At 47.0% G+C, this 20,507-nt stretch carries 14 protein-coding genes; 5 read left to right on the top strand and 9 right to left on the bottom strand.

Annotated elements, in window-relative coordinates:
- From ACXLDX_RS10410 to mutL, 4 genes are all read right to left on the bottom strand, one after another.
- On the bottom strand, positions 1-999 hold the full coding sequence (locus ACXLDX_RS10410; protein ID WP_457577119.1) for a response regulator: 999 nt from the start codon (positions 997-999) through the stop codon (positions 1-3).
- 25 nt (positions 1,000-1,024) lie between these two features.
- Positions 1,025-2,347 carry a methylenetetrahydrofolate--tRNA-(uracil(54)-C(5))-methyltransferase (FADH(2)-oxidizing) TrmFO gene (gene trmFO / locus ACXLDX_RS10405; RefSeq protein WP_457577118.1) on the bottom strand — a complete coding sequence of 441 codons (1,323 nt, stop codon included), beginning with the start codon at positions 2,345-2,347 and terminating at the stop codon, positions 1,025-1,027.
- 41 nt (positions 2,348-2,388) lie between these two features.
- Positions 2,389-2,838, bottom strand: coding sequence for a 3D domain-containing protein (locus tag ACXLDX_RS10400; RefSeq protein ID WP_457577117.1), 450 nt, complete (start codon positions 2,836-2,838; stop codon positions 2,389-2,391).
- A gap of 85 nt (positions 2,839-2,923) precedes the next feature.
- The gene (gene mutL / locus ACXLDX_RS10395; protein WP_457577116.1) at positions 2,924-4,747 is read right to left on the bottom strand and encodes a DNA mismatch repair endonuclease MutL; all 1,824 of its coding nucleotides are present in this window, start codon (positions 4,745-4,747) and stop codon (positions 2,924-2,926) included.
- A 188-nt stretch (positions 4,748-4,935) separates the two neighbouring features.
- Here mutL and ACXLDX_RS10390 point away from each other — a divergent pair, with 188 nt between their 5' ends.
- Together ACXLDX_RS10390 and ACXLDX_RS10385 are read left to right on the top strand one after the other, a co-directional pair.
- A complete protein-coding gene (locus ACXLDX_RS10390) occupies positions 4,936-6,822 on the top strand; it encodes a penicillin-binding protein 1A (protein ID WP_457577115.1) in 1,887 nt (628 codons plus the stop codon).
- 105 nt (positions 6,823-6,927) lie between these two features.
- Positions 6,928-7,458 (top strand): hypothetical protein, encoded by a 531-nt coding sequence (locus tag ACXLDX_RS10385; RefSeq protein WP_457577114.1) that lies wholly within the window; start codon positions 6,928-6,930, stop codon positions 7,456-7,458.
- 120 nt (positions 7,459-7,578) lie between these two features.
- Here ACXLDX_RS10385 and ACXLDX_RS10380 read toward each other — a convergent pair whose 3' ends face one another.
- Together ACXLDX_RS10380 and ACXLDX_RS10375 are read right to left on the bottom strand one after the other, a co-directional pair.
- Positions 7,579-10,443, bottom strand: a complete 2,865-nt coding sequence (locus ACXLDX_RS10380; protein ID WP_457577113.1) for a hypothetical protein — start codon at positions 10,441-10,443, stop codon at positions 7,579-7,581.
- Positions 10,436-11,218 (bottom strand): hypothetical protein, encoded by a 783-nt coding sequence (locus ACXLDX_RS10375; RefSeq protein ID WP_457577112.1) that lies wholly within the window; start codon positions 11,216-11,218, stop codon positions 10,436-10,438. The genes ACXLDX_RS10380 and ACXLDX_RS10375 overlap by 8 nt, the downstream gene beginning before the upstream one ends.
- Positions 11,219-11,468: 250 nt before the next feature.
- On the opposite strand from ACXLDX_RS10375, the gene ACXLDX_RS10370 reads away from it, so the two are divergent.
- From ACXLDX_RS10370 to ACXLDX_RS10360, 3 genes are all read left to right on the top strand, one after another.
- Positions 11,469-11,816, top strand: a complete 348-nt coding sequence (locus ACXLDX_RS10370) for a hypothetical protein (RefSeq protein ID WP_457577111.1) — start codon at positions 11,469-11,471, stop codon at positions 11,814-11,816.
- Between the two features lie 723 nt (positions 11,817-12,539).
- A complete protein-coding gene (locus tag ACXLDX_RS10365) occupies positions 12,540-14,498 on the top strand; it encodes a hypothetical protein (RefSeq protein ID WP_457577110.1) in 1,959 nt (652 codons plus the stop codon).
- Positions 14,499-14,669: 171 nt separating this feature from the next.
- Entirely contained in the window at positions 14,670-16,286 is a 1,617-nt protein-coding gene (locus tag ACXLDX_RS10360) for a hypothetical protein (RefSeq protein WP_457577109.1), read from the top strand.
- Between the two features lie 127 nt (positions 16,287-16,413).
- On the opposite strand, the gene ACXLDX_RS10355 is transcribed toward ACXLDX_RS10360, so the two are convergent.
- The 3 genes from ACXLDX_RS10355 to ACXLDX_RS10345 all read right to left on the bottom strand — a co-directional run.
- Complete coding sequence (locus tag ACXLDX_RS10355; protein WP_457577108.1) at positions 16,414-17,679, bottom strand: inorganic phosphate transporter; 1,266 nt, start codon at positions 17,677-17,679, stop codon at positions 16,414-16,416.
- Between the two features lie 22 nt (positions 17,680-17,701).
- Entirely contained in the window at positions 17,702-18,388 is a 687-nt protein-coding gene (locus ACXLDX_RS10350; protein WP_457577107.1) for a TIGR00153 family protein, read from the bottom strand.
- A gap of 300 nt (positions 18,389-18,688) precedes the next feature.
- Positions 18,689-20,507, bottom strand: a 1,819-nt coding sequence (locus tag ACXLDX_RS10345; RefSeq protein WP_457577106.1) for a metallophosphoesterase, incomplete at its 5' end; no start/stop codon positions are given.

The raw sequence follows: 20,507 nt of genomic DNA, 5'->3' as shown, positions 1-20,507 counted from the left end.
TTATTTCTGTTTTCGTTTGGAATCAGAAAAAAAACTGTCAATTTTCTTTTTTTCTGTGGAAGTTTTAACCGTGAGCATTACCGGTTGCTTTTCCGCTATGATCACTCTATCATTTTTGCCTTCATTTTTCAGGTATCCAGCCCGGAAACGGCCAAAGCCATAATCTTCGCCCAGCTTTATCATCTGTTCCAAAGCCGTGGTCGCCCTGTTATGCAAGGGAAGAAGGCCGTCTTCGCAGTATTGGGAGAGTTTTTTCAGCAATGGCAACGCCGGATTTCCAGAGGTATCCTCGGGGTCTTCCCGGGCGAAAACTGTTACATGTGATTCGTCTTTCATTCCGGCGGCCTTCATAATTATCGGCTGCAGACCACTGTTGATATTGTTGGTGCGGGGGGCACATGAATTTTTAATAAAGATAGTGACTTCGTCCCAGGTAAAAAGTGTGTAGGCGGCCTCGATTCCTGTCTGTCTGCCGATACGTACATCCAGTAGATTTCCATCGAGAAAATAGAGTATCCCTCCCCCCGGCGACATTTTATCAAGGATTCGGATTGTACAGGTTTTTGCATCCATTTCCATGAGCTGGAGAAAAACAGCCGGGGTAATATTATGCATGATGCCGTCCCTGGCTTCATCCTTGAGGGGAGTGAGGATCATCTGGCTTAGGCTGCTGATATCAAAAGGTTTTGACAGATAACCGGCAATATCATCACCCGATGCCAGTTCCTGCATCACTTTCTTTTCCATTGCTGATATGATTATTACAGAGATATCAGGGTAGTGTTCACGGACATGCTGTAAAAGACTGATCCCGTCCATCCGAACCATGACAAGATCGATAACAACCAGGGAAACGGCAGTTTCCTCCAGGATTTTGACTGCTTCAAAACCGTCATTTGCCGTGATGACTTCAAAGGAATGACGAAAGGTCGAGAGTCCCGCCTCCATTGCCGTCAGCAAAATGGGATCATCATCTACAAGAAGAACTTTTCTTAGCATTTCGACACGGTTTCAGGTTGAATAATTATATACTCTCTTTCTCCATCCAGTGTTCCAGTTCAGCCAGGCCGGTTTGGGCACGCAGTTTCGGTCGCAGTTTTTTCGGGACTTTTTTCTCCCACGGCGGAAACAGACCGAAATTAACATTGGAGGGTTGAAATTTTTCTGCGTCACTCTTTGTCAAGTGATTGATAAGTGCTCCCAGGGCAGTCTCCGGAGGGGGGATGACCGGAGAATGTCCTGAAGAAAGACGGGCTCCGTTTATACCCGCCAGCATTCCCATGGCAGCTGATTCAATATAGCCTTCAACCCCGGAAAGCTGGCCGGCAAGCAGCAGATCCGATCGTTTTTTAAACTGCAGGGTAGGTTCCAGGAGCTCCGGAGCGCAGACAAACGTGTTACGGTGAATGGAGCCGTATCTGGCGAATTCGGCCTTTTCCATGCCGGGAATCATGCGAAAAATCCGTTTCTGTTCCCCGTAGGTGAGTTTGGTCTGAAAACCAACCATGTTATAAGTTGTTCCCTCCCTGTTTTCCTTTCGAAGCTGGACTGCTGCATAGGGGATTTTCCCTGTTTTCGGGTCTTCCAGACCTACCGGTTTCATGGGGCCATAGCGGAGGGTATCCTCTCCGCGGGAGAGAATGATCTCCACCGGCAGGCACCCCTCAAAATATTTTGCTTTCTCGAACGTTTTGAGGGGAACGGTTTTCCCGTTTGCCAGTTCTTTTATAAACTGAAGATAGGTTTCCCTGTCCATGGGGCAGTTCAGGTAATCGCCCGGTCCGTCGTCATAGCGTGATTTACAGTAGATGATGTTCATATCCAGAGATTCGGCATAGACAATGGGGGCTATAGCATCATAAAATGCCAGACGTTTTCTGCCGGTCAGTTCCGCCAGGGATTGAGCCAGTGGTTCACTGGTCAGCGGTCCAGTAGCCAGAATGGTTATAGAAGCAGATTTTTCAGGTATTCTGGTTATTTCTTGTCGGTTGATTTCGATAAGGGGGTGGTTTTCTATTTCCTCGGTGATTTTTCCTGCAAACTGCTCCCGGTCAACAGCCAGGGCCTTGCCGGCGGGAACGGCTGTTTCTTCGGCTGTAGCCATGATAATGGAGTTGCATCGCCGCATTTCTTCCTTCAGCAGGCCGACGGCGGAATGGAGGTCGTTGGACCTGAAAGAGTTGCTGCAGACAAGTTCAGCCAGGGCGTCACTGTTGTGGGCGGGGCTGAAGGTGTGTGGTTTCATGTCAAAGAGTGTCACGCTGCAGTCCCTGTTTGCCGCCTGCCAGGCTGCTTCACAGCCGGCAAGTCCGCCGCCGATTATTGTCAAAGATGGTTTTGCTGTCATAAATTATACTGAAGGAAGAGTTTGTCCTGGCTCTTTGAGCCTTATTTTTCAATAATAACCCGGACCCTGCGCCTTCCCCAGGCCAGGGCGTCACTGTGGGAATCAAAGTAGAGGTCGATCCTGGACTTCCCTTTAATGGCACTTCCCCTGTCTTCGACCCTGCCCCATCCGTAATTGGGGACATACATCCGTGTTCCGAAAGGATAATAACGGGTATCTGCGGCAATAGTACCGTCATGTGGCAACAGATACCAGGGAAAAAGAAGTATTCGTACAGGAATCATCCAGGGGCGGTAGAGTGAATCCATGGAAAAGAGCCCTTCTTCCGGTTCCCGCGGGAATGTGCCCCACGCTGTTTTTCCGCTGTACGGTCTGCCGGCTCCCGGACCATGGCTCACATATTTATTCCAGAAATCGAGTTTCAGGTAACGGTAACTGCCCCTTTCCCAGCCGCAGCACGATGAGCAGCCGCAATACGCGGTTGTTTCCATTATTCTGGCAACAGGAGGTCTGGCGCATCCCGCGAGAAGAAGTAAAAGCAGGCAGAGAATGAAAAAAAAAATTGCCTGCCGAAGGTTATGTCCTGTGAAACCATTTTTTTACCTCCGACGTGCTGAATTGTTTCACCACGGGTCTGCCATGGGGACAATGGGAAAAGAGATTGGCGGCCGCCATTTCATCCAGCAGGTTCTTGATTTCCGGCTCTGAAAGTTCAGTACCTGCCTTGACGGCAGCTTTACAGGCCATGGTTGCAAGAATTGTATCAACCAGTCCTCCTCCTTTTTCTTCTCCCCCGAACTGTTCAAGAATATCATTGAACAGGGCTGCCGGATTGATGCTTACAGCAAATGCAGGAACGGCAGAGATGATATAGGAGTTGCCCCCGAATTCACGAATGGAAAATCCCATTTTCTCAATCTGTTCCCCATGTTTTTCAACGAGCTGAATTTGGGCCGGCGACAGTTCGACAGTTTCGGGAAATAAAAGATTCTGTCTGGCTATCCGGTTTGCCATATATTGATTTTTCAGTTTTTCATAGAGAAGGCGTTCATGGGCTGCATGCTGGTCAATGACCAGCAGCCCTTCCCTGTTTTTACAGAAAATAAAAAGATCATCATACTGGCCTATAATTCTAAGATTATGACCATCGTTCCCTGGGGTTGCACCGTTGTCTGCAGGAGTTTTTTCATCAGGGAATTGCTGGTTTGGGACGGGTTCGGAGGTTGTGATTAAACTACCTTCCCTCGGTGGAATATCCGGCTCATGGCCATTTACTTTTTCAACGCGGGTGAAAGGGAGGGACTCCATATGAAATGATTCACGGGATTCGGGAATTTTCCTCTCTTCCGCCTCAAAAGGAATACGGGTGGGATCGTTACGTCGTTCACCGCCGAAAACCCGGGCTCGCAGGCGATTCTGCTCTTTTTCCATGGCAATGGCCACACCGTCGCTGATCATTTTGTGCACATCAGCACTATGGCGAAACCGGACTTCCTGTTTTGCCGGGTGGACATTCACGTCGACCTCTTCCGCGGGCAGGGTCAGGTGAATGAAACCGGCCGGGTTTTTTCCTTTCATGAGAAAACTTCTGAGACCTTCAGCTGCACCATGGACCACCATCCTGTCTCTGATAGCCCGGTTGTTGACGAAAACACGCAGTTTTGACGGTCCTGTGGACAGCCTGTCCGGTGGAACAAGAAAGCCCTGTACATGTGAATGGCCCTGGCAGTAATCGATTTCCAGGAAGTCTCCCCGGTAATTAATGATCCGGGAGAGACGTTGCCGGGGAGACAATGTATTGCTCAAATGTAATGTTTCCCGGTCGTTAATTCTTAGAATAAAGGTGATGTCAGGTGAGCAGAGGGCATAATTTTTAACTGTTTCATCTATATGGGCCAGCTCTGTACGTTGCGTTTTGAGGAATTTTCGTCTGGCCGGGGTTTTGCCGAAAAGATTTCGTACTTCAAAGGAGCTGCCATAGCGGCTGCCGCATTCAATAACTTCGAGCAGTTTGCCGTAATTCACCAGGACACGGGTGCCAAGCTCTTTTCCGCGGGGGCGGGAGATAATGGTGAGACGGGAGACTGAACCGATGGACGGGATGGCTTCGCCTCTGAATCCGAGAGTTGTTATGGCCAGAAGATCTTTTTCAGCAGCAATTTTCGAGGTGCCGTGTCGCTCAATGCTCAGAAGAATATCATCCTCGTCCATACCTTCGCCGTTGTCGATCACCCGTATCAGCCTGGTGCCGCCGCTTTCTATTTCAATCTCTATACGGTTGGCTCCGGCATCAAGGCTGTTTTCCACCAGTTCCTTGACTACGGAAGCCGGCCGTTCCACCACCTCTCCCGCTGCTATCTGATTTGCCAGTTGCTCCGGGAGAATGCGAATTTTTGACATGATGAAAGGTAATTCCTGTTGATAGTTAAGGATGAAATGGTAGGATTCAGTTTATTTCCAGGCTGCAATTGATCATCTGCCACAGATTTTCCTGTCCGCTATAGCCTGCCTGTGCGGGAAGAAGAGACCATGAGAAGCCGGGTGTCTGTGAGCAATTACGTTAAAACATAACAATCAGTACATCAATAGTGGTAACCAAAAAAAAGAAAACAGATCGCAGGCCTCCGACACGAAAAACCAGGATTCGAAAAAAGGTTTACAATGAGAAGCATATTTTTTCCTTTTTCCTGGTGGTCTGTTTTTTTCAGACCCTGTTTCTTGGAGGATTACTGTATATTCTGGTCAGTCTTCATATCCCGGATATCCGCAATGTGGCGAATTATCAGCCGTCACAGGCAACCTTGATCTATGATCGCTATGGCAGGGTTGTTGACCGGATGTTTGTTGAAAACAGAACGGTCATACCTCTATCAGCCATGTCACCTTACCTGCCGAAGGCGTTTGTTGCCGCGGAGGATGGACGTTTTTTTGAGCATTCCGGCCTGGATATTGTTTCGGTTTTCAGGGCGGCGGTCAATAATTTTCGTAAAGGAGGCAGGGGGCAGGGGGGATCCACGATTACACAGCAGGTGGCAAAATCATTGCTGCTTACTCCAGAAAAAACCTATGTGAGAAAATTCAAAGAGGCTGTATTGGCCTGGAGAATTGACAGGCTGCTCAGTAAGGAAGAAATCCTCTATATCTATCTGAACCAGATTTATCTCGGAGAAGGGGCTTTTGGCGTGGAAGCGGCAGCCAGAACCTATTTTGATAAACCCGCGTCTCAGCTTACATTGGGAGAATGTGCCCTTCTGGCAGGTCTGCCCCAGGCACCAAGCCGGTACTCCCTTTTTAGTCACCTGCAAAGAGCTGTAAAAAGGCAGAGGTATGTCCTCAACAGGATGGCGGCAGACGGCTATGTCAGTGCTGGAGCTGCCAGAAACGCTTATCTTGCCCCGGTGCACCTCAGAAAAAGACGTCATGTTATTTCTTCGGCAGATAAGTATTATCTGCAGGTTGTGAAGAAACGGGCCAGGGCTGTACTCAGGATGCCGCTTCAGCAGGCTGGAGCCCATATCTACACGAATCTGGACAGCAGGATGGAGGATAAAGCGGCAAAGGCCCTTAAAAGGGGAGTGAGAAACTCCCTGAAACGGCAGAAAAAGTCAGGTCGAAAGGGTGCGGTTCCGCCCCAGGGCGCCCTGGTGGTCATTGAGACGGCCAGTGGCAGGGTGCGGGCTGTTGTCGGTGGTATTGATTTTACCAGATCCCCTTTTGACCGGGCAACCCAGGCGAGGAGGCCCGCCGGATCCACTTTCAAACCTTTTGTGTATGCAACAGCACTGCAGAAAGGATGGGCACCGGATTCAGTTATTGATGATTCCCCTGTATCAATCAGGGGGCGGAATGGAAAACTGTGGCGTCCGGGCAATTATTCCGGAAAGTATCATGGCAGGGTTACCCTGAGAACAGCTCTGGCGTATTCTTATAATGCGGCGGCGGTGAGGTTGCTGCAGAAAACAGGAGTAAAGAGTGTTCTGGCCTTTGCTGAAAAAGCCGGCATAACTTCAGCAATGCCGGCCGATCTCTCTCTGGCCCTTGGTGCCGGGGATGTTTCATTGCTGGAAATGACCGCCGCCTATACCGTTTTTGCCGGAAACGGCACAAGTTCACCTCCTGTTTTTATCGATAAGATTGTTATGACGGATGGTCAAGTCCGCCGTTTTTCGGATGGGCGACATCGACGAAAAGTCATGTCCGCTAGAGAACTGCATCAGATGCAGTCCATGCTGGCCGAGGTGATCAGGAGTGGGACAGGTCGGCGGGTCGGTTCTGTTCCGGGTGCACGTGGCGGAAAAACCGGGACTTCAAACGATTATCGTGACGCCTGGTTTATCGGTTATGATGGGAAACTGACCAGCGGTGTCTGGCTCGGGAATGATCACAACAGGAGTCTTGGCCGCGGGGAAAGTGGAGGGACTGCCGCTGCTCCGGTGTGGCGGGATTTTATGTTGTCTCTGAAACAGGACAAATGATTGTCGGTTTTTTGAACCTTTTTCTGGTTCAATGATACTCACAGGAAAGAGGAATAGTGCAGGGGGGGATAACCTGGACTGATTTACCTGCCTGGAGAGTAAACCATGAAAACGAATCAAAGCCTTTCCGGTAAAAATATAGCCGGTCATTATATTTTGTTCTTTTCCGCAGTTTTTATTCTGTTATTTTCCGTTATTGTTCATGCTCAGAAATATCGTGATATCTGTGAACATCAGAAAATGAGCCATGGAGAAGTGATTTGTTCCGATGGTCTGCAGTTGCACTACCGGAACAGTGAGCTTGACATTTTCAACCGGGAAGAAATGTTATCATTGCGACCCGTTGCGATTCTGCCTCTCAAGCATATCTGGCGATCAGCAGATGTCACTGTGGGATTAAAAAGGAACGATGGGCAGGTTATCGATTTTGAACTTCACTATCGTCCAGGTATTGGACAAATGTTTCAAGAAATTGAAAAGCCATGCCACAGTTTCCGATATGGGGATGAAAATGTTTTCCTTAATCTTTCACTGCTCAAAACCGGGTTGTACCATATCCGTTTCAGGGGAGATAAAAACATGGAATGGAGTCGCTGGCAGAGTTTCCTGGTTATGGCTGAAAACAATACAATCTGATCCCGCGCAGAACCAGTTTTGACTCTTTTACCGGAGACTTGCTCGGAATTAGATATTTTTTATCGATCAAGACCTCCTTCCCCTTCTGATCTGGGAAAGGAGGGGCTGAATATGGGTGGTTTATTGGAATGAGGGCTTGATGGTCGTTGTCTGAAAACCGGTTCCAGGTTGTTTGTTTCTCAGGTGTGTTTTGACTTTTTTGTCAATTTTGAACACAGTCCATTTTGTCCATTGTGAACCGGGAGTGGTGAGTTTGACTTTCAGTCGGTAAAGCCCTGTCTGATCACATGTGAATTTGAGAATGGTTCCCTGCCTGTAGCGCTGTTTATGGATACGCAGGGGAATGTCGGTGAAATGGGCCCGTTTCTTATATTGTAGCTTTACAGCAAGTTTCCCTTCAGGTATATGATTGATCCTGGCACTGATGGAAATATTTCTGCCGGTGAGCAGGTAAGTCTGGTTATGATGTGGTTCCCTGATAACTGGAATAGCTTTTCTATTGAGCCTTTTTGAAACAGACTGTTTTCCCGGAGGTTCAGGTTGAGGATTGATGGTTACCATGGAACCGTGGGGTGCCTTGCCGATGACCCTGAACGTATGCCACTTGCCCCACGGAGAGGTACGGTCCGCCCGAATTCTGAGCTGAAATTCACCCTCCATCCCAGGGGAGAGTGTCAGTATGACCATGGTTTCCTGTTGTTTGAATGTGTGGGCAATATTTTTTACAGGCCTGTATGGCCGTCCTTTAGCCGACCGATGTCGCAGTTCAAACTGTATCTTACGTTTAGACGTGGCCCGTATCTTAATTCTGACAGGCTGCTGTGCTCTGAAGGACATTTTCAGAGAAAGAATTTGAGGCACTCTACTGCCCGAAGGAAGGGAGCCGCTCATAACTTTCTGGCCGGAGCCTGTTTTTATGGCTTCATTGACATTCTTTTTAAGTTGTGCTCCTTCCGTAGCCGTTTTAATCCGTGAGAAAGCATTTTTCCTGATACTGTTTCGGTCAAACCTGTTTCTTGTTATGGGATCCAGGGGGTTGAGTTTTTCTATGCTGATGGTGTCTGCTGTTATTTCGGTTTTGCGTATTTTTTCTTTGGTCAGATTGTCCCAGAAGCCTGCTAGGTCAAAAAATATCGTCGGTGTTTCCTGTCCGTCAATGGATGGTGTTATTTTTTTCGGGGAGTAGGAAAAACCCGGTTTTTTACTGGGGAATTCAAAACCAAATTTGAGGTCTTTTTCTTTCAGGTTCTGAAAACATTGGGGATCTGAGGCTTCCAGAAGCAACGGGTCGATTGTAGCCCTTACTGTACAGTCCGTTCCACCATATGCCCCTGTGTTAATAGTTATTTTCGCATTTTCAACGGCCGTTTTCAGCTGATGATAGGCGGGATCCTCCTGCAGTTTCGGTGTCAGGATTACCTGGGGTAGCTGACCGTAGTGCGACTGGTAGAACTGATTAAAGAAATGGAGATGGGTAGGCCGGTAACAGGTGAATATTAAAGGTTTATCGTCTGCAGGTAGAATTCCCCCGACAGCCTGGGAGTGTGGAGTTCTTGACAGGGAGGTGCTTTGCTGTTGTACCGCCAGTTTATAAAATCTGCTGCCGGCTTTTCGGAACATGGCCTCTATCTTTTTCTTTGCTTCCTGCGATGCATTTGTCATGTTTATCCTGCAGATGTTATCTATGCCGAGGGCACGCATCATTGTCAGGCATGCATCGTAAGCATCGAGTGAATAGCAGAACAGGTCATTACCTGTATCGACACACTTTGCCTTGTCCTGAACATAATTGATCGCCGAGTCCATGAGGGCAGTTTTGTTCTGGTCATAGAAGGTGGTACAGAGCTCCCTGTTTGACTGTACCGAGTCCTGCATGGTCTGGATATTTTCCACTGCAAGGTGCATGTTTTTCCAGCGGTCGATATGGTCATACCCGAAGTTGTTTTTGAAGTCGGAGGTGCATTTATCAATGAGCATCCATTTGAAACCGGAGCCTCCGGGAATATACTTGTCGAGAACCTGTCTGCTCAGGGAGTCTATGTTGGCGGGATTTTCATAGGTTTTTATTCTGGCATGTCTTTCTCCATCTACACGCTGAATGATGTCATTACTCCATCTGACATTGACCGTATCGACAAAGCGGGCTCCGGCCTTGTCTGCATCAGCCTGGGTGTAATAGTCGAGTTGAGGAAACCAGGTTGATGATACCTGATCATTAAAAGATTTTATTTCAGCATTTACCCTTTTCAGAACCCTGCTTTTCAGATCTGCAAGAAAAGAAATAAAGGCGGCACTGTATTTTTCTTCTCTTTTATTGAGTCCGGCCTGTATTTCGGGAACCATCATTTTGTAGAGAACGACCTCCGGAGGAACGGGTGGTGAGTCCTCACAGCCACCAATCCCAATGGCGCAGGCGGCATCTTTTATGGCTCCAACTACAGCTTCTCCGAGTTCTCCCAGCCATTCAACGAGGACCTTGCCTATGTCAAGAACATCCTCAGCAAGCTGTACCAGTTCTTCTATAAGTTTGCAGATATCTTCGCCTGTCCAGACATGGATTACCGCGCAGACTACTGTCTCACCCAGGCTCCAGGCGAGACCCATGTAGTCTTTTTCCATATAAAGGATATAGCTGTCCACGATATCCCAGACCCAAGATGGCAGATCCGCCTGTTGTGAAATCTGCTGGCCGGTGGATGTATCATGAAAATCATCCACACAGACAGCGGTTTCATAGGTGTTGCCGTTGGCATTTGAGAGGCAGGTCACAATTCCTTTTGACTGCTCAAGCTGTGTGGCATTGAAAGGCACTCCCAGCTCATCCAGCGGAACTCCCGTTTCATTTTCAACTTTTTTGAGGAAACTGATAAAATCATCAAAAGTGTCTGCCTGTACAGGGGCTGGTGTTGTGGAATTGAATAAAAGAACAATAAGCAGTACGAAAAGGGTAAAAAATTTGCTTTTGAAAAAGGTGATGTCAGTCATTTTGCCCCCCCTTTTTCGATGTGCTGTCAGATGACTTCATGGTGAGATATCCACGGGACAGTGTCTTTTTAAGTTCACCGACGGTAAAAAATTTTCCATCTTCTGTTTCCAGCACTGTGTCGTCAGGTTTTTTCAGTATGTTTTCCCAATATCGCTTGTCTGTGGAAGGGATTATTTTAACGGTTTTTTTCTTTTTCTGTCTGAATCGGGAGAGTTTTTTGCCCAGTTGTTTTTCCAGTTCAGGTTGAAGAAACCTGATTTGAGCTGCCGTGACCAGCCTGCCTGAAGGCAGTTGTATCGTATCGCCGTCCTTTGCTGTTTCCAGTAGAGAGCTGAGTTCAAAGATGTTGTTGACCGGGGTTCCTGTAGCTGCAGGTTTCAGGTGCAGGGATGCAGGAAGCGGATTTTTTTTAATCCTGATGTTATGCAGTCTCTTTGAAAGCCTGGCAGCATCACGGATATGTTTCATCTGAATAATCCGTCCGCTGGGAAGCCTGACGTAATCTGTATTTTTGATATGTGCGAGGGTCGCCGCAGACATCCGGGGGGAAAGTTGAAGGATCTTGTCTTTGTCAGACGGAGTTGTCGGCTGGAACGATTGGGCCGCATATACCTTGAGGTGGAAAAACAGTGACAGTATGACAAGAAAAGCTGCACCAGGCAGGAAAAATATTTTTCTCCGATGAATGTCTAAAAGTCGATCACTACGACATGTCGAATTGCAGACCACCCTCTTTCCTGTGTCCGGAGCCAGCCGGAAATGTAAAGAAGCCATTTGCTCTCCTTATCGTTTTTTTCATGCAGCAGGTACGGTCGCTATAATGTTCCTTTGGATTGTTCTTGAATTTTCAGATCAGTGGTGCGGTGAACGAAGTTTGATTTTTATTGATCAACACCATCAGATATTGCCGGGGTACCGTCTTTCTGCAGAATGCATCAGTTGCAAGAAAAACGTTCGATCCAGTTGAATTGGCGTATTTTTTCGTAGTTTACATCATACTTATGGTAGGGTAAAACATTATTCCATGATTTTGTCAATAAATATGGAGTTTGGATTTTTTGGGGTAGAGTTCCAGGCTTCGCCTTTAACTCCGGTGGCAACAGTGCGGGGTATTCTGCCGGAGAGGAGAAAGCATGGGACGACGACTGAAGAATCATGCTTTTGTGCCGAAATCATGGGGCGTGGAAGTCGGGGAATTGTCCATAGTCGCGACGCTGGAGGAGTGATAAGGGATTTTAAAGCATCCGGAGGGATTCTCGGGGGATTGGCGGGATTGGAAATCGGTCATTTCTATGAAATATGTGGTGTGTATCCAGATCGTTCCATCGTGAACCGAGATGGGATAAAGCGGTATGGGAGGAGGTTGAACTGACCTATATCAACTGAGGAATTTTGGCTCGGAGGCTCTTAATATAAACACTAATAGAATAAGGGTGCAACAGTCCCGGCCAGAGACCGATTGTCGGACGAATCGGAGCTTATGAAGAGTTTGATGAGGAAATCATGACAGTGTTACCTCCTGGACAGATTGTTTTTCCAAGTGTGGGTGGCGCTATAACTATTCCGAAAGCCAATCTGGTCTGGCATAAAAACAGCACACTTAAATTTTATACAACGGGTGAGCCGTACAACGAATGGACATTAGTTGAAAAGCCATATGTTGTTTATCTTTATTGTGACTGGAAAATACACACATGATCTGCTTTGAGCGTTTTGTGCACAATATGGATTTCAAATGGTTCACGTGCTTGTCGAACAAGGTCCCTGAAGTGTTGCCAGGTTGCCGTCTGTAAAATAAAACAGTTCAGATGTCGTTCGATCCACCTGAATTGTCGTACTTTTATCTTTGGTTTGCACTATTCTTATGGTAGGATGGAACATTATTTTTCTTGATTACCTATGAAACTCAGCCGAATTGTGGATGTACCTGCTTTATCAGGCTGAGTTTTGTATGTAATCAGATTATTTTTTGGTTTTGTCAATGAATGTCAAAATGCGTAAGTGGATCTATTCTGCTGTCAATCATTTTGTTATTACATTGGTTGCAGGGTAAGGTTTACGGGTCGTGTTCAATTTCTCTCTGCCGTGGAGAACCATGAAAAGACTTCCCCCTGTTCTGATTCTCTTTTGTTTTTCTTTTCCATTTTTACTGCTGTCCGGAAACGTAGTTGAAGCTTCAGGTAATGAACTGGTGCTGGTGTCTCCAGATCCGGAAACCATCGCTATTGCACGAAAACCAATTGTTTCTTTTCGCGCTATGTCACCAATACTGGATGAGGGGTTTCTTGTTCTGCTGGATGGTGACGATATCACGGGTCTGGTCACTGCAGAACAGGGCCTGTATACTTATATTCCCGTTGCCCCCCTGCCTGCCGGTAATCACTCCCTCCAGATATTCGGTTTTTTTGAAAATGGAGAATCTTTTGAGGAAGAGCTTCTTTTCTCTTCCCGCCACAGTGAGCTTTTTGAGGAGATTGCTTCAACCAACCGTCTTTCATCTACCCTGAAAACAATTCTGAAAAAAGACAGTTCCTCCAGTGATGATATCTTTGGGGATTTTTCCACTGATACGCCTTACACGACCTCTGATACCTATCTGACCAGTGAATCAACTGTGCGTGAGGGGGAATGGAATGCATCGATCAGAGCAAATGCGAGATATTATGATCAGAATGCGGCGCTGGCCGGACCAGAGCAAAAGGGTATCAGTCTCATAGATTTCCTTTTTTCAGGAGAATTTCAGGCTGAAGAGTATTCTGCCAGGGTTGAAATTGGGGACACCACTATTGAAGAATCAAGGAATACTGTCGATTATCTGACCCGGCGAGGAGGTAAGGCAAGCATTACCCTGGGAAATATCACCTTGACTGGCTTTGGAACGCTCAGTACTGAAAGCAGCTATGAGATAGACGGTATGGGATTCGGTTTTAATTCAAATGATCATATCATTGGTACTTCGGCGGAAGCCAGTTTTTTTGAACAGCGGTTGAGATTCAAGGGAATCTATGTGAGAGGTGGTGAAAGTGAAAATTCACTCGGCAACTGGTCTGAAGGAGTAGGACGAAAGGGAGATGTCACCGGCATTGTCATGCAGAGTGATTTTTTCAACCAGATGCTGACATCGGATTTTGAGTTTGATACCGTTAATTATGATGGAGATACGGGGGATGACATAAAGGAAACATATGATAAGGCATACCGTATTCAGATTGGTGGTCTCATAGAGAAATACGATTTTGAGCTTGGCTATAAATATACAGGTCCGCAGTATGATGTTGTCGGGAATCAGTCCATCGTCAAAGACTGGGCGGGTACAGAATTCAGTGGTGGAGTGACCTATCCCGATCAATCTGTGCGGCTCATGTTGAACTATTCATGGGATAATGTGGAAGGAGATGATCTTTTCGCAAGAAATTATTCTTTTTCCGGCAGTATTGATTACCAGTATGTGGGCTGGGAAAGGTTCCCGGTAAGTGTACTTTTTGAGCATAACAGCCAGCGATCGGCAGACGAGCCGGATGGTACGGATCCTGTCTCCCTGGATACGAACACATTGACGGGAACAGTTGGTTATAATGAAGGCTCCTGGGGTATTGAGCTGAGATCCAGTTATTCCGAACAGGATGATCACAGCACAGCAGATAATGATACCCGCCTCTTTACCTTGTCTGCAGTTCCTTCATATTCTTCCTCCTATTTTTCAATTATGCCGTCGTGGACGCTGAACAGTTCAACAGATTTGACCACGGATGTCCGGACGGATACAAATACTTTAACCATGGATATTTACACCAGTTTTTTAAATGATACGATTATTTTTGAAATTGGTGGCACATATGACTGGACAAAGACTGATGATAATACTGTCGACACAGAAAACAGTGCAGCATACAGCAGGTTGAACTACAGGCTGGAGCAGTTGTGGTGGCTTGAGGATCCGACTATTGCCCTTGAATATCATTATAATAATCAAAAAGATGCAATTGAAGATTCAACCACCAGGGAAAATATACTGACACTGGTTCTGTCAACCGCTCTTCCTTATTCCTTTTAATTGGCAGGGAGGGCATGAGTAATTAAAATACATAATGGGACAGTTTTCTAAATATCGTTGCTTGATTTGTTGTGTTTTGAAGATAATCCGGAGAAAGATGCCGTTTTTTAAGTCTCTGATTTTTCCCAGTAGCCTGTATCTGAATTGTATTGTGCAGGTCAGGAGGATAGAATGCAAAGAGTAAAAATTAGCCTGATGCTGTTTTTTCTTGTCTTATTTTCTGCGGAAGCCGTTAACGCTGCTCTTGATGTGAATCCGGTAACTGCCGTCTCCGGAGAAACAGTAACGGCATCAGTTACCGGTACACTGGCAGCACTGAATGGCGGGACAATGGTTCTGAGTCTGAATTTTGGTGACGGCAGTGCGGTTGTCAGCTCTTCCACCTATACTGTACCTGGCACTTATACTTTCAGGGCAGGACGCTCATATCGGAAAACCGGAACTTATACCGTTACCGGGACAGCAGCTTTCACTGCTGCAGCAACTCCGCCGCCCCCCATTGTTGAAACGAAGAGTATAACGGTGGTTGATTCCATAGGTGAGCCTCCCCGGGGTACTGTCGGCAAGGAGTATGAGTATGATCTTGCAGCAACATCTTCTGCAAAATTAAGCCGGTACAGAAAGATCCGGGGACAGTTGCCACCGGGATTGGTATTGGAAAAATATGGGCGTATTGCCGGAATACCTACCCGGAAGGGCAAGTTCGTGTCCACGGTGCAGGTTGTTACCCGATCCGGGAAAAAAACAACGCAGACCCTCACTATTTTTGTTGATCCAGGCCAGCTTGTGGTAAGGGTTTCTCCTGCGGAAATTGATGTGAGCAGGGGGGCCGGGACGAGACAGAAAGTTACATTTACGGTTGTCTCTCCGGCTGTGGTGATAAATGAAAGTATCCGGTCGACACGGGGGGAGTTTCTGGCTGGAGGTCGTGTTCTTGGTTATAATAACACGGTTCTTATTATTTCTCTGAATAAATCCCAGCCATCCGTTTCGGAAACGATTACTGTTCCGGCTTCTGTTCTCAGTTTCGGGAAAAATGCGGGGTCATCAAATATAGTCTATCGAAGGAATTTCACAGCACCGAATTTTCGATCCGGAAGTGGTTCCGCAAAAGTCAATCTGCGATCAGGTGCAGCTGGTCGGTTGAGAATCACCAGAATGAGGGTCTTTTTTGAAGAGAATAACCGACCGCTTATTCTGGTGACAAGAAATTCACGGGACCTCAGGGGAGTAGTGGAGATCCATTATAACGGTTCCGGCACATTTAAAGGGTACTGGAAAGTGGACAGGCGGATTATCCAGCGTATTCAGAAGAATCTGTATTACGGCAAGGTGTTGACTCTGAAGACACCGAGTGCACCCCGGTTACCGACCTATTCTGAAGGGGCCCACAGTTTGCAGTTTATTATAACAGAACCTGATTCTGCGTTTCAGAAAATCGATTTTCCTGAGGCTATCTATCACGTGGAGGCGAAAAAAGCGGAAACCATCGTTCCGTTGCTGATAGAAATGCCTGAGAATAAAACTGAAATTCACTTGAGTGGTCAAAAGATTGAATGGTCGGAAACCTCTGCCGTTTCGACGTACCATATTGAATTTTATAAAAGAGAAATGAAAGAGCCTTTTTTTACGGCCTATACGAAAAAGGGAAGTTATTACCTGTCTCGAAAAGTCCTTGCCATGAAGTTTTCTCCCGGAGAAAGGTACAGTTTTCGTGTGCGGGGGTTTAACGGAACAGGAGAGATGACCGGAGAGAGTCGGTTACGAAGTTTCACTCTAGCTGAATAACATCTTTTTTCGTAACTGCTCATATTTGTTAATAACTCTTTATTTGTTGTCTCTTGTCAACGTATGTTGAAAGCATAGAGCTCTTAAAAAGAACCCCGGAAGCTTTGTTTTAGCTTCCGGGGTTCTTTCAGCTGAATATACCTTTCAGGGTGAAGAAGAAGAGCATTGCCATTATTGCACCTGCCGGCAGAGTTACCACCCAGGAAATGACGATGTTCAAGACTACGCGCAGGTCCAGTGCTCCCACGCCTCTGGCAAGTCCTACACCCAGAACGGAGCCGACAAGGATATGGGTAGTGGACACAGGAAGCCCTGTCCTTGAAGCTATGACCACCGTTGTTGCAGCGGCCAGTTCTGCGCAGAAACCACGGGAAGGGGTGAGTTCAGTGATTTTTTTGCCGACGGTGAGCATAACTCTGTAACCGAGGGTGATAAGGCCGATGACAATTCCGGCGCCACCAAGGAGAAGTATCCAGAACGGCAGGTCGGATTTCTGCATGACTTCCCCGCCGGAGCTGACGATACTGTAAACCGCTGCCAGGGGACCAATACCATTTGCCACATCATTAGATCCATGGGCAAAGGCCATGGAGCAGGCGGTGAACAGCATCATGGGAGTAAAAACCTTTTCTACACTGGCATAACTGAATTCCCGGTTGGCACTGATATCCTCCTTGACATTCCTGATAAAATACCAGCCTGTCGAGGCGGTGAGGATTCCAAACAAGACAGCAAAGCCAAAACTCTGTCCCGTGCTCATACTGATATGAAGATGTTTCAGACCTTTGAACATGGTTACCAGAGAGATCACAAAACCCACGAGGAAGATATAGACAGGGGCGTATTTTTTTGCGTTTTTCAGGGGGTTATCGGTGTTGAAAATCAATTTCCTGGTGCTCATGACCAGGAGAAAGGCTATGGTTCCTCCCATGATCGGAGAGACAATCCAGCTGAGGACAACACTGGCCACCTTGGTCCATTTCACAGAATCAGGGCCTATACCGACAATGGCAAAGCCTATGAGAGCCCCTATAATAGAGTGAGTAGTGGAGACCGGCCACCCCTTGGTGGAAGCAACCATCAGCCAGACAGCGGCAGCGAGCAGGGATGCCAGCATGCCGTAAACGAGAATTTCGGGATTATTGACTATTGCGCTCGGATCAATAATACCTTTTCTGATGGTTTTGGTTACATGTCCACCGGCCAGGATAGCCCCTAAAAATTCAAAAATAATTGCAATGGTAATAGCCTGTTTTACCGAGACTGCTCCGGCTCCAACGGAAGTTCCCATGGCATTTGCCAGATCATTTGCACCAATCCCCCATGTCATATAGAGCCCGAAAATAACAGCCAGAATAATCATGGCGGTGCCGTATGAAGCAATAATTTCCATCTGATTGTTCCTTAGGGTAAAATTATTTTGACAGGAAAAGCAGCAGGCGGTCAGCCAGGTTTTCACATTGATCGGAAATATGTCCGAGAAGGTCAATCAGCTTATACCAGAAGATGGCAGAAACCGGAGTGAGGTCATTTTCTATTGCAAACAGTGCTGTTCTCGTACGATGGAGGATAGCATCTATATTATGTTCGCTGCGACGTACCCCTGATATCATCTGTGAGACCTTGTCGAACTCACGTCCCCCAAAACCGAGTTCAAGCAGCTCATCGAGCTGCTCAATCATAGCCTTGGCTTCCGAAACGATCTCCATGGTTCCTTCGAGCAGCTCATCAAGCAACGCTTTTATCCCTTCCGGGACTTCCATCTGCCGGTAGGTGAGGATTTTACAGATCTCTTCTGAGGTATCGGCGATATGATCCTGATCGCCGATAAGACTGAGAAGATCTTTTCTATCGACGGGCAGGAAGAGGGACTTTGGCATATTGAGCCGGAAAGTGGATTTCAGTTTATCGGCATCTGTTTCCAGGGATTTTATCTGCTCCGCTACTTCCGAGAGTTGCTCTAAATCCTTTCGGTACAGTGCGTCAAAGAGTGGCGGCACAAGGCAGACACAGGAAAAAACAACCTGCATGTGTTCCTGAATAGGTTTAAAAGGTGATCCGCGCAAGAGTCCGGAAAGTGGACTGTTGGGTAAAAAAGCCATTCTGCAACCTCCTGGTGAAACTGAGTTAGCCAGTAAATCAGTATGGCTGGACCGGATGGATCAGCCACAAAATTTGTTTTCTCTTTTTGATTTGCAGGATTCAGGTAAAAGGGTTCTGACAGTACAGGTTTTCATGGAAACTGTTCAGCCTTTGCACGCTGTGAATAACAACTTTTGACAGAATGTCAATGATTAACTCCTGCTCCCGAATATCTCTTCCGGACTACCTGTGAACAATTACAGTTCAGTGGGAATTAAATTATAAAGTTGTTGTCCGTGTGAGGAGTTATCTGCTGGAAGCTATTTCAGTTTGTTTATCAGTTTCGTCAAGGGTTCTGCCGGGAACGTAATAGGTATTACTTTGTTGTCCAGACCCACAAAAAGACTTGGACCTTCCATGTGGGCGGAATAGATGATGTGATGGTTCTTTATTGCCCCCACATCCCGCCATATACTGCCAAAGGGATCAAGGGGGGTGTGGCCGACAATAAATGCTGTTTTTTTCGGGAGGTGAAGACCTTTACGGAATTTTTTCACATCCCCTTTGTTGTAACCACCAGGATAATGTGGCCGCTGGAGCCTGTTTGTTATCAGATCCTGGGCCAGTTCAGGATGATCGGCTATATTGATCAGCATTTTTCTGGTTATTTTTGTCCTCGGGGGACCGGCATGACAGGCAACAAATTTCTTTGAACTGATGACCAGGGGAAGCAGGGAATAGAATTTTTCCATTTCTATAATATACTCTTCTCCCCTCAGTTCAAGGAGACGTTTTTTCATAAGACTGCCCTGGGGAATACCGTTTTTGCTGATGGTCGGGGAGAAACTGTCGTGGTTTCCACGGAGGTAATAAAAATTTTCAGGAAAACGCAGTTTTAAAAGAAAAAGCAGATCCATCATCAAAATGGAACTGTCGAAGTCTTCCATTTCGTTTGCATTTTCAGAATGAAGGGCATCCCCCAGGATGACCAGGGTTGCAGTTTTCAGCCTGAGACAGTCAAACAGGCAGTTTTCTGAGAGTATTTTCAGAATATTATCCACCTGCCCATGGAGATCACCGACGATAACAGGTGTCGTTTTGCCGGTGAGTTCAACAAGTCCCCCAACCATTTTTTCTCTGTTCAGGGGGCGCAGGGGCTCCCTTACCAGCTGTTTATTGACTTTTTGAATGAGTTCAAGCGCCTTGTCGTCGGCAAGAATACCAACGGGGCCGCCGAACAACTCTTTTATTTTCAAAAGTGAATGATAGCGGTTTGACGCCATTCGTTCCCGGTAATCGAGGTTGTCAAACCGGACTATGCGGACTTCCGAGTCCAGATCAAGCGGGGTGATGATCAGGTCTCCTTTTCTGTTTGTGATACTCACGTGGCGTTTAGCCACATTTTTTTTAAAATGAAAAAGGTCGTCATATTCACGGTTGTCCCGGCCGATAATAACTGTTTCACCGACACGTATTCGTGCAAAACCGCTGATCTGTTTGGTGGAACAGGCCTGTTCAGTATTGATGATCCAGTTCTTTTTGATCATCTTTTTCTTGACTCCCAGGGGGATTTCCGGATGAAAACGCAGCCCCGTAGTGCCGAGAATAAGCTCAAAAGTTTTGCCGTCATGGGCAATCCGGCTGGCTGTCGTAATTTTCTGCTCCTCATGGGTAACTGTCAGCCATTTGATGGGATATCGCCTGAGAAAGAGCCATTTCCAACCCGCCAGGCTTTTCAGGCTGGGACGGTCAGGTTTCCTGTCAAATGCCCAGCGCGGTACATTTGAGATGCCTTTTTCCGCAATTCTCATGGGTGGATTATCCAGTCCCTGGCGAATATAGACATTGAGCCCCGCCCGATGCAGATAGAGAGCAACTTCCCTGTAGACCGCGACCTGCTGCTCAACCATTTCCATCGACAGGTTTTCGTCGACCGGGAAATATCCTTCATTCTGTCTTGACAGCCGCTGCTGAAATATGGTTTCGGCATCAGGAATAAGGAACTCAAAGATGTAGCGATTTCGCCAGTTGGTGTGGAAGGGGAGCTCTTTGTCGGGGGGGATTTTGATTCCGGCAGGGTCAAGGATTGGTGGTGGGACGGCATCAAGCCATTCCTTGTCAAACACGGTCAGCGATTCG

It is taken from the genome of Desulfomarina sp. (assembly GCF_054039375.1).
Note: the sequence above shows the minus strand (reverse complement) of the source record. Positions and strands in the feature narration are given on the sequence as shown.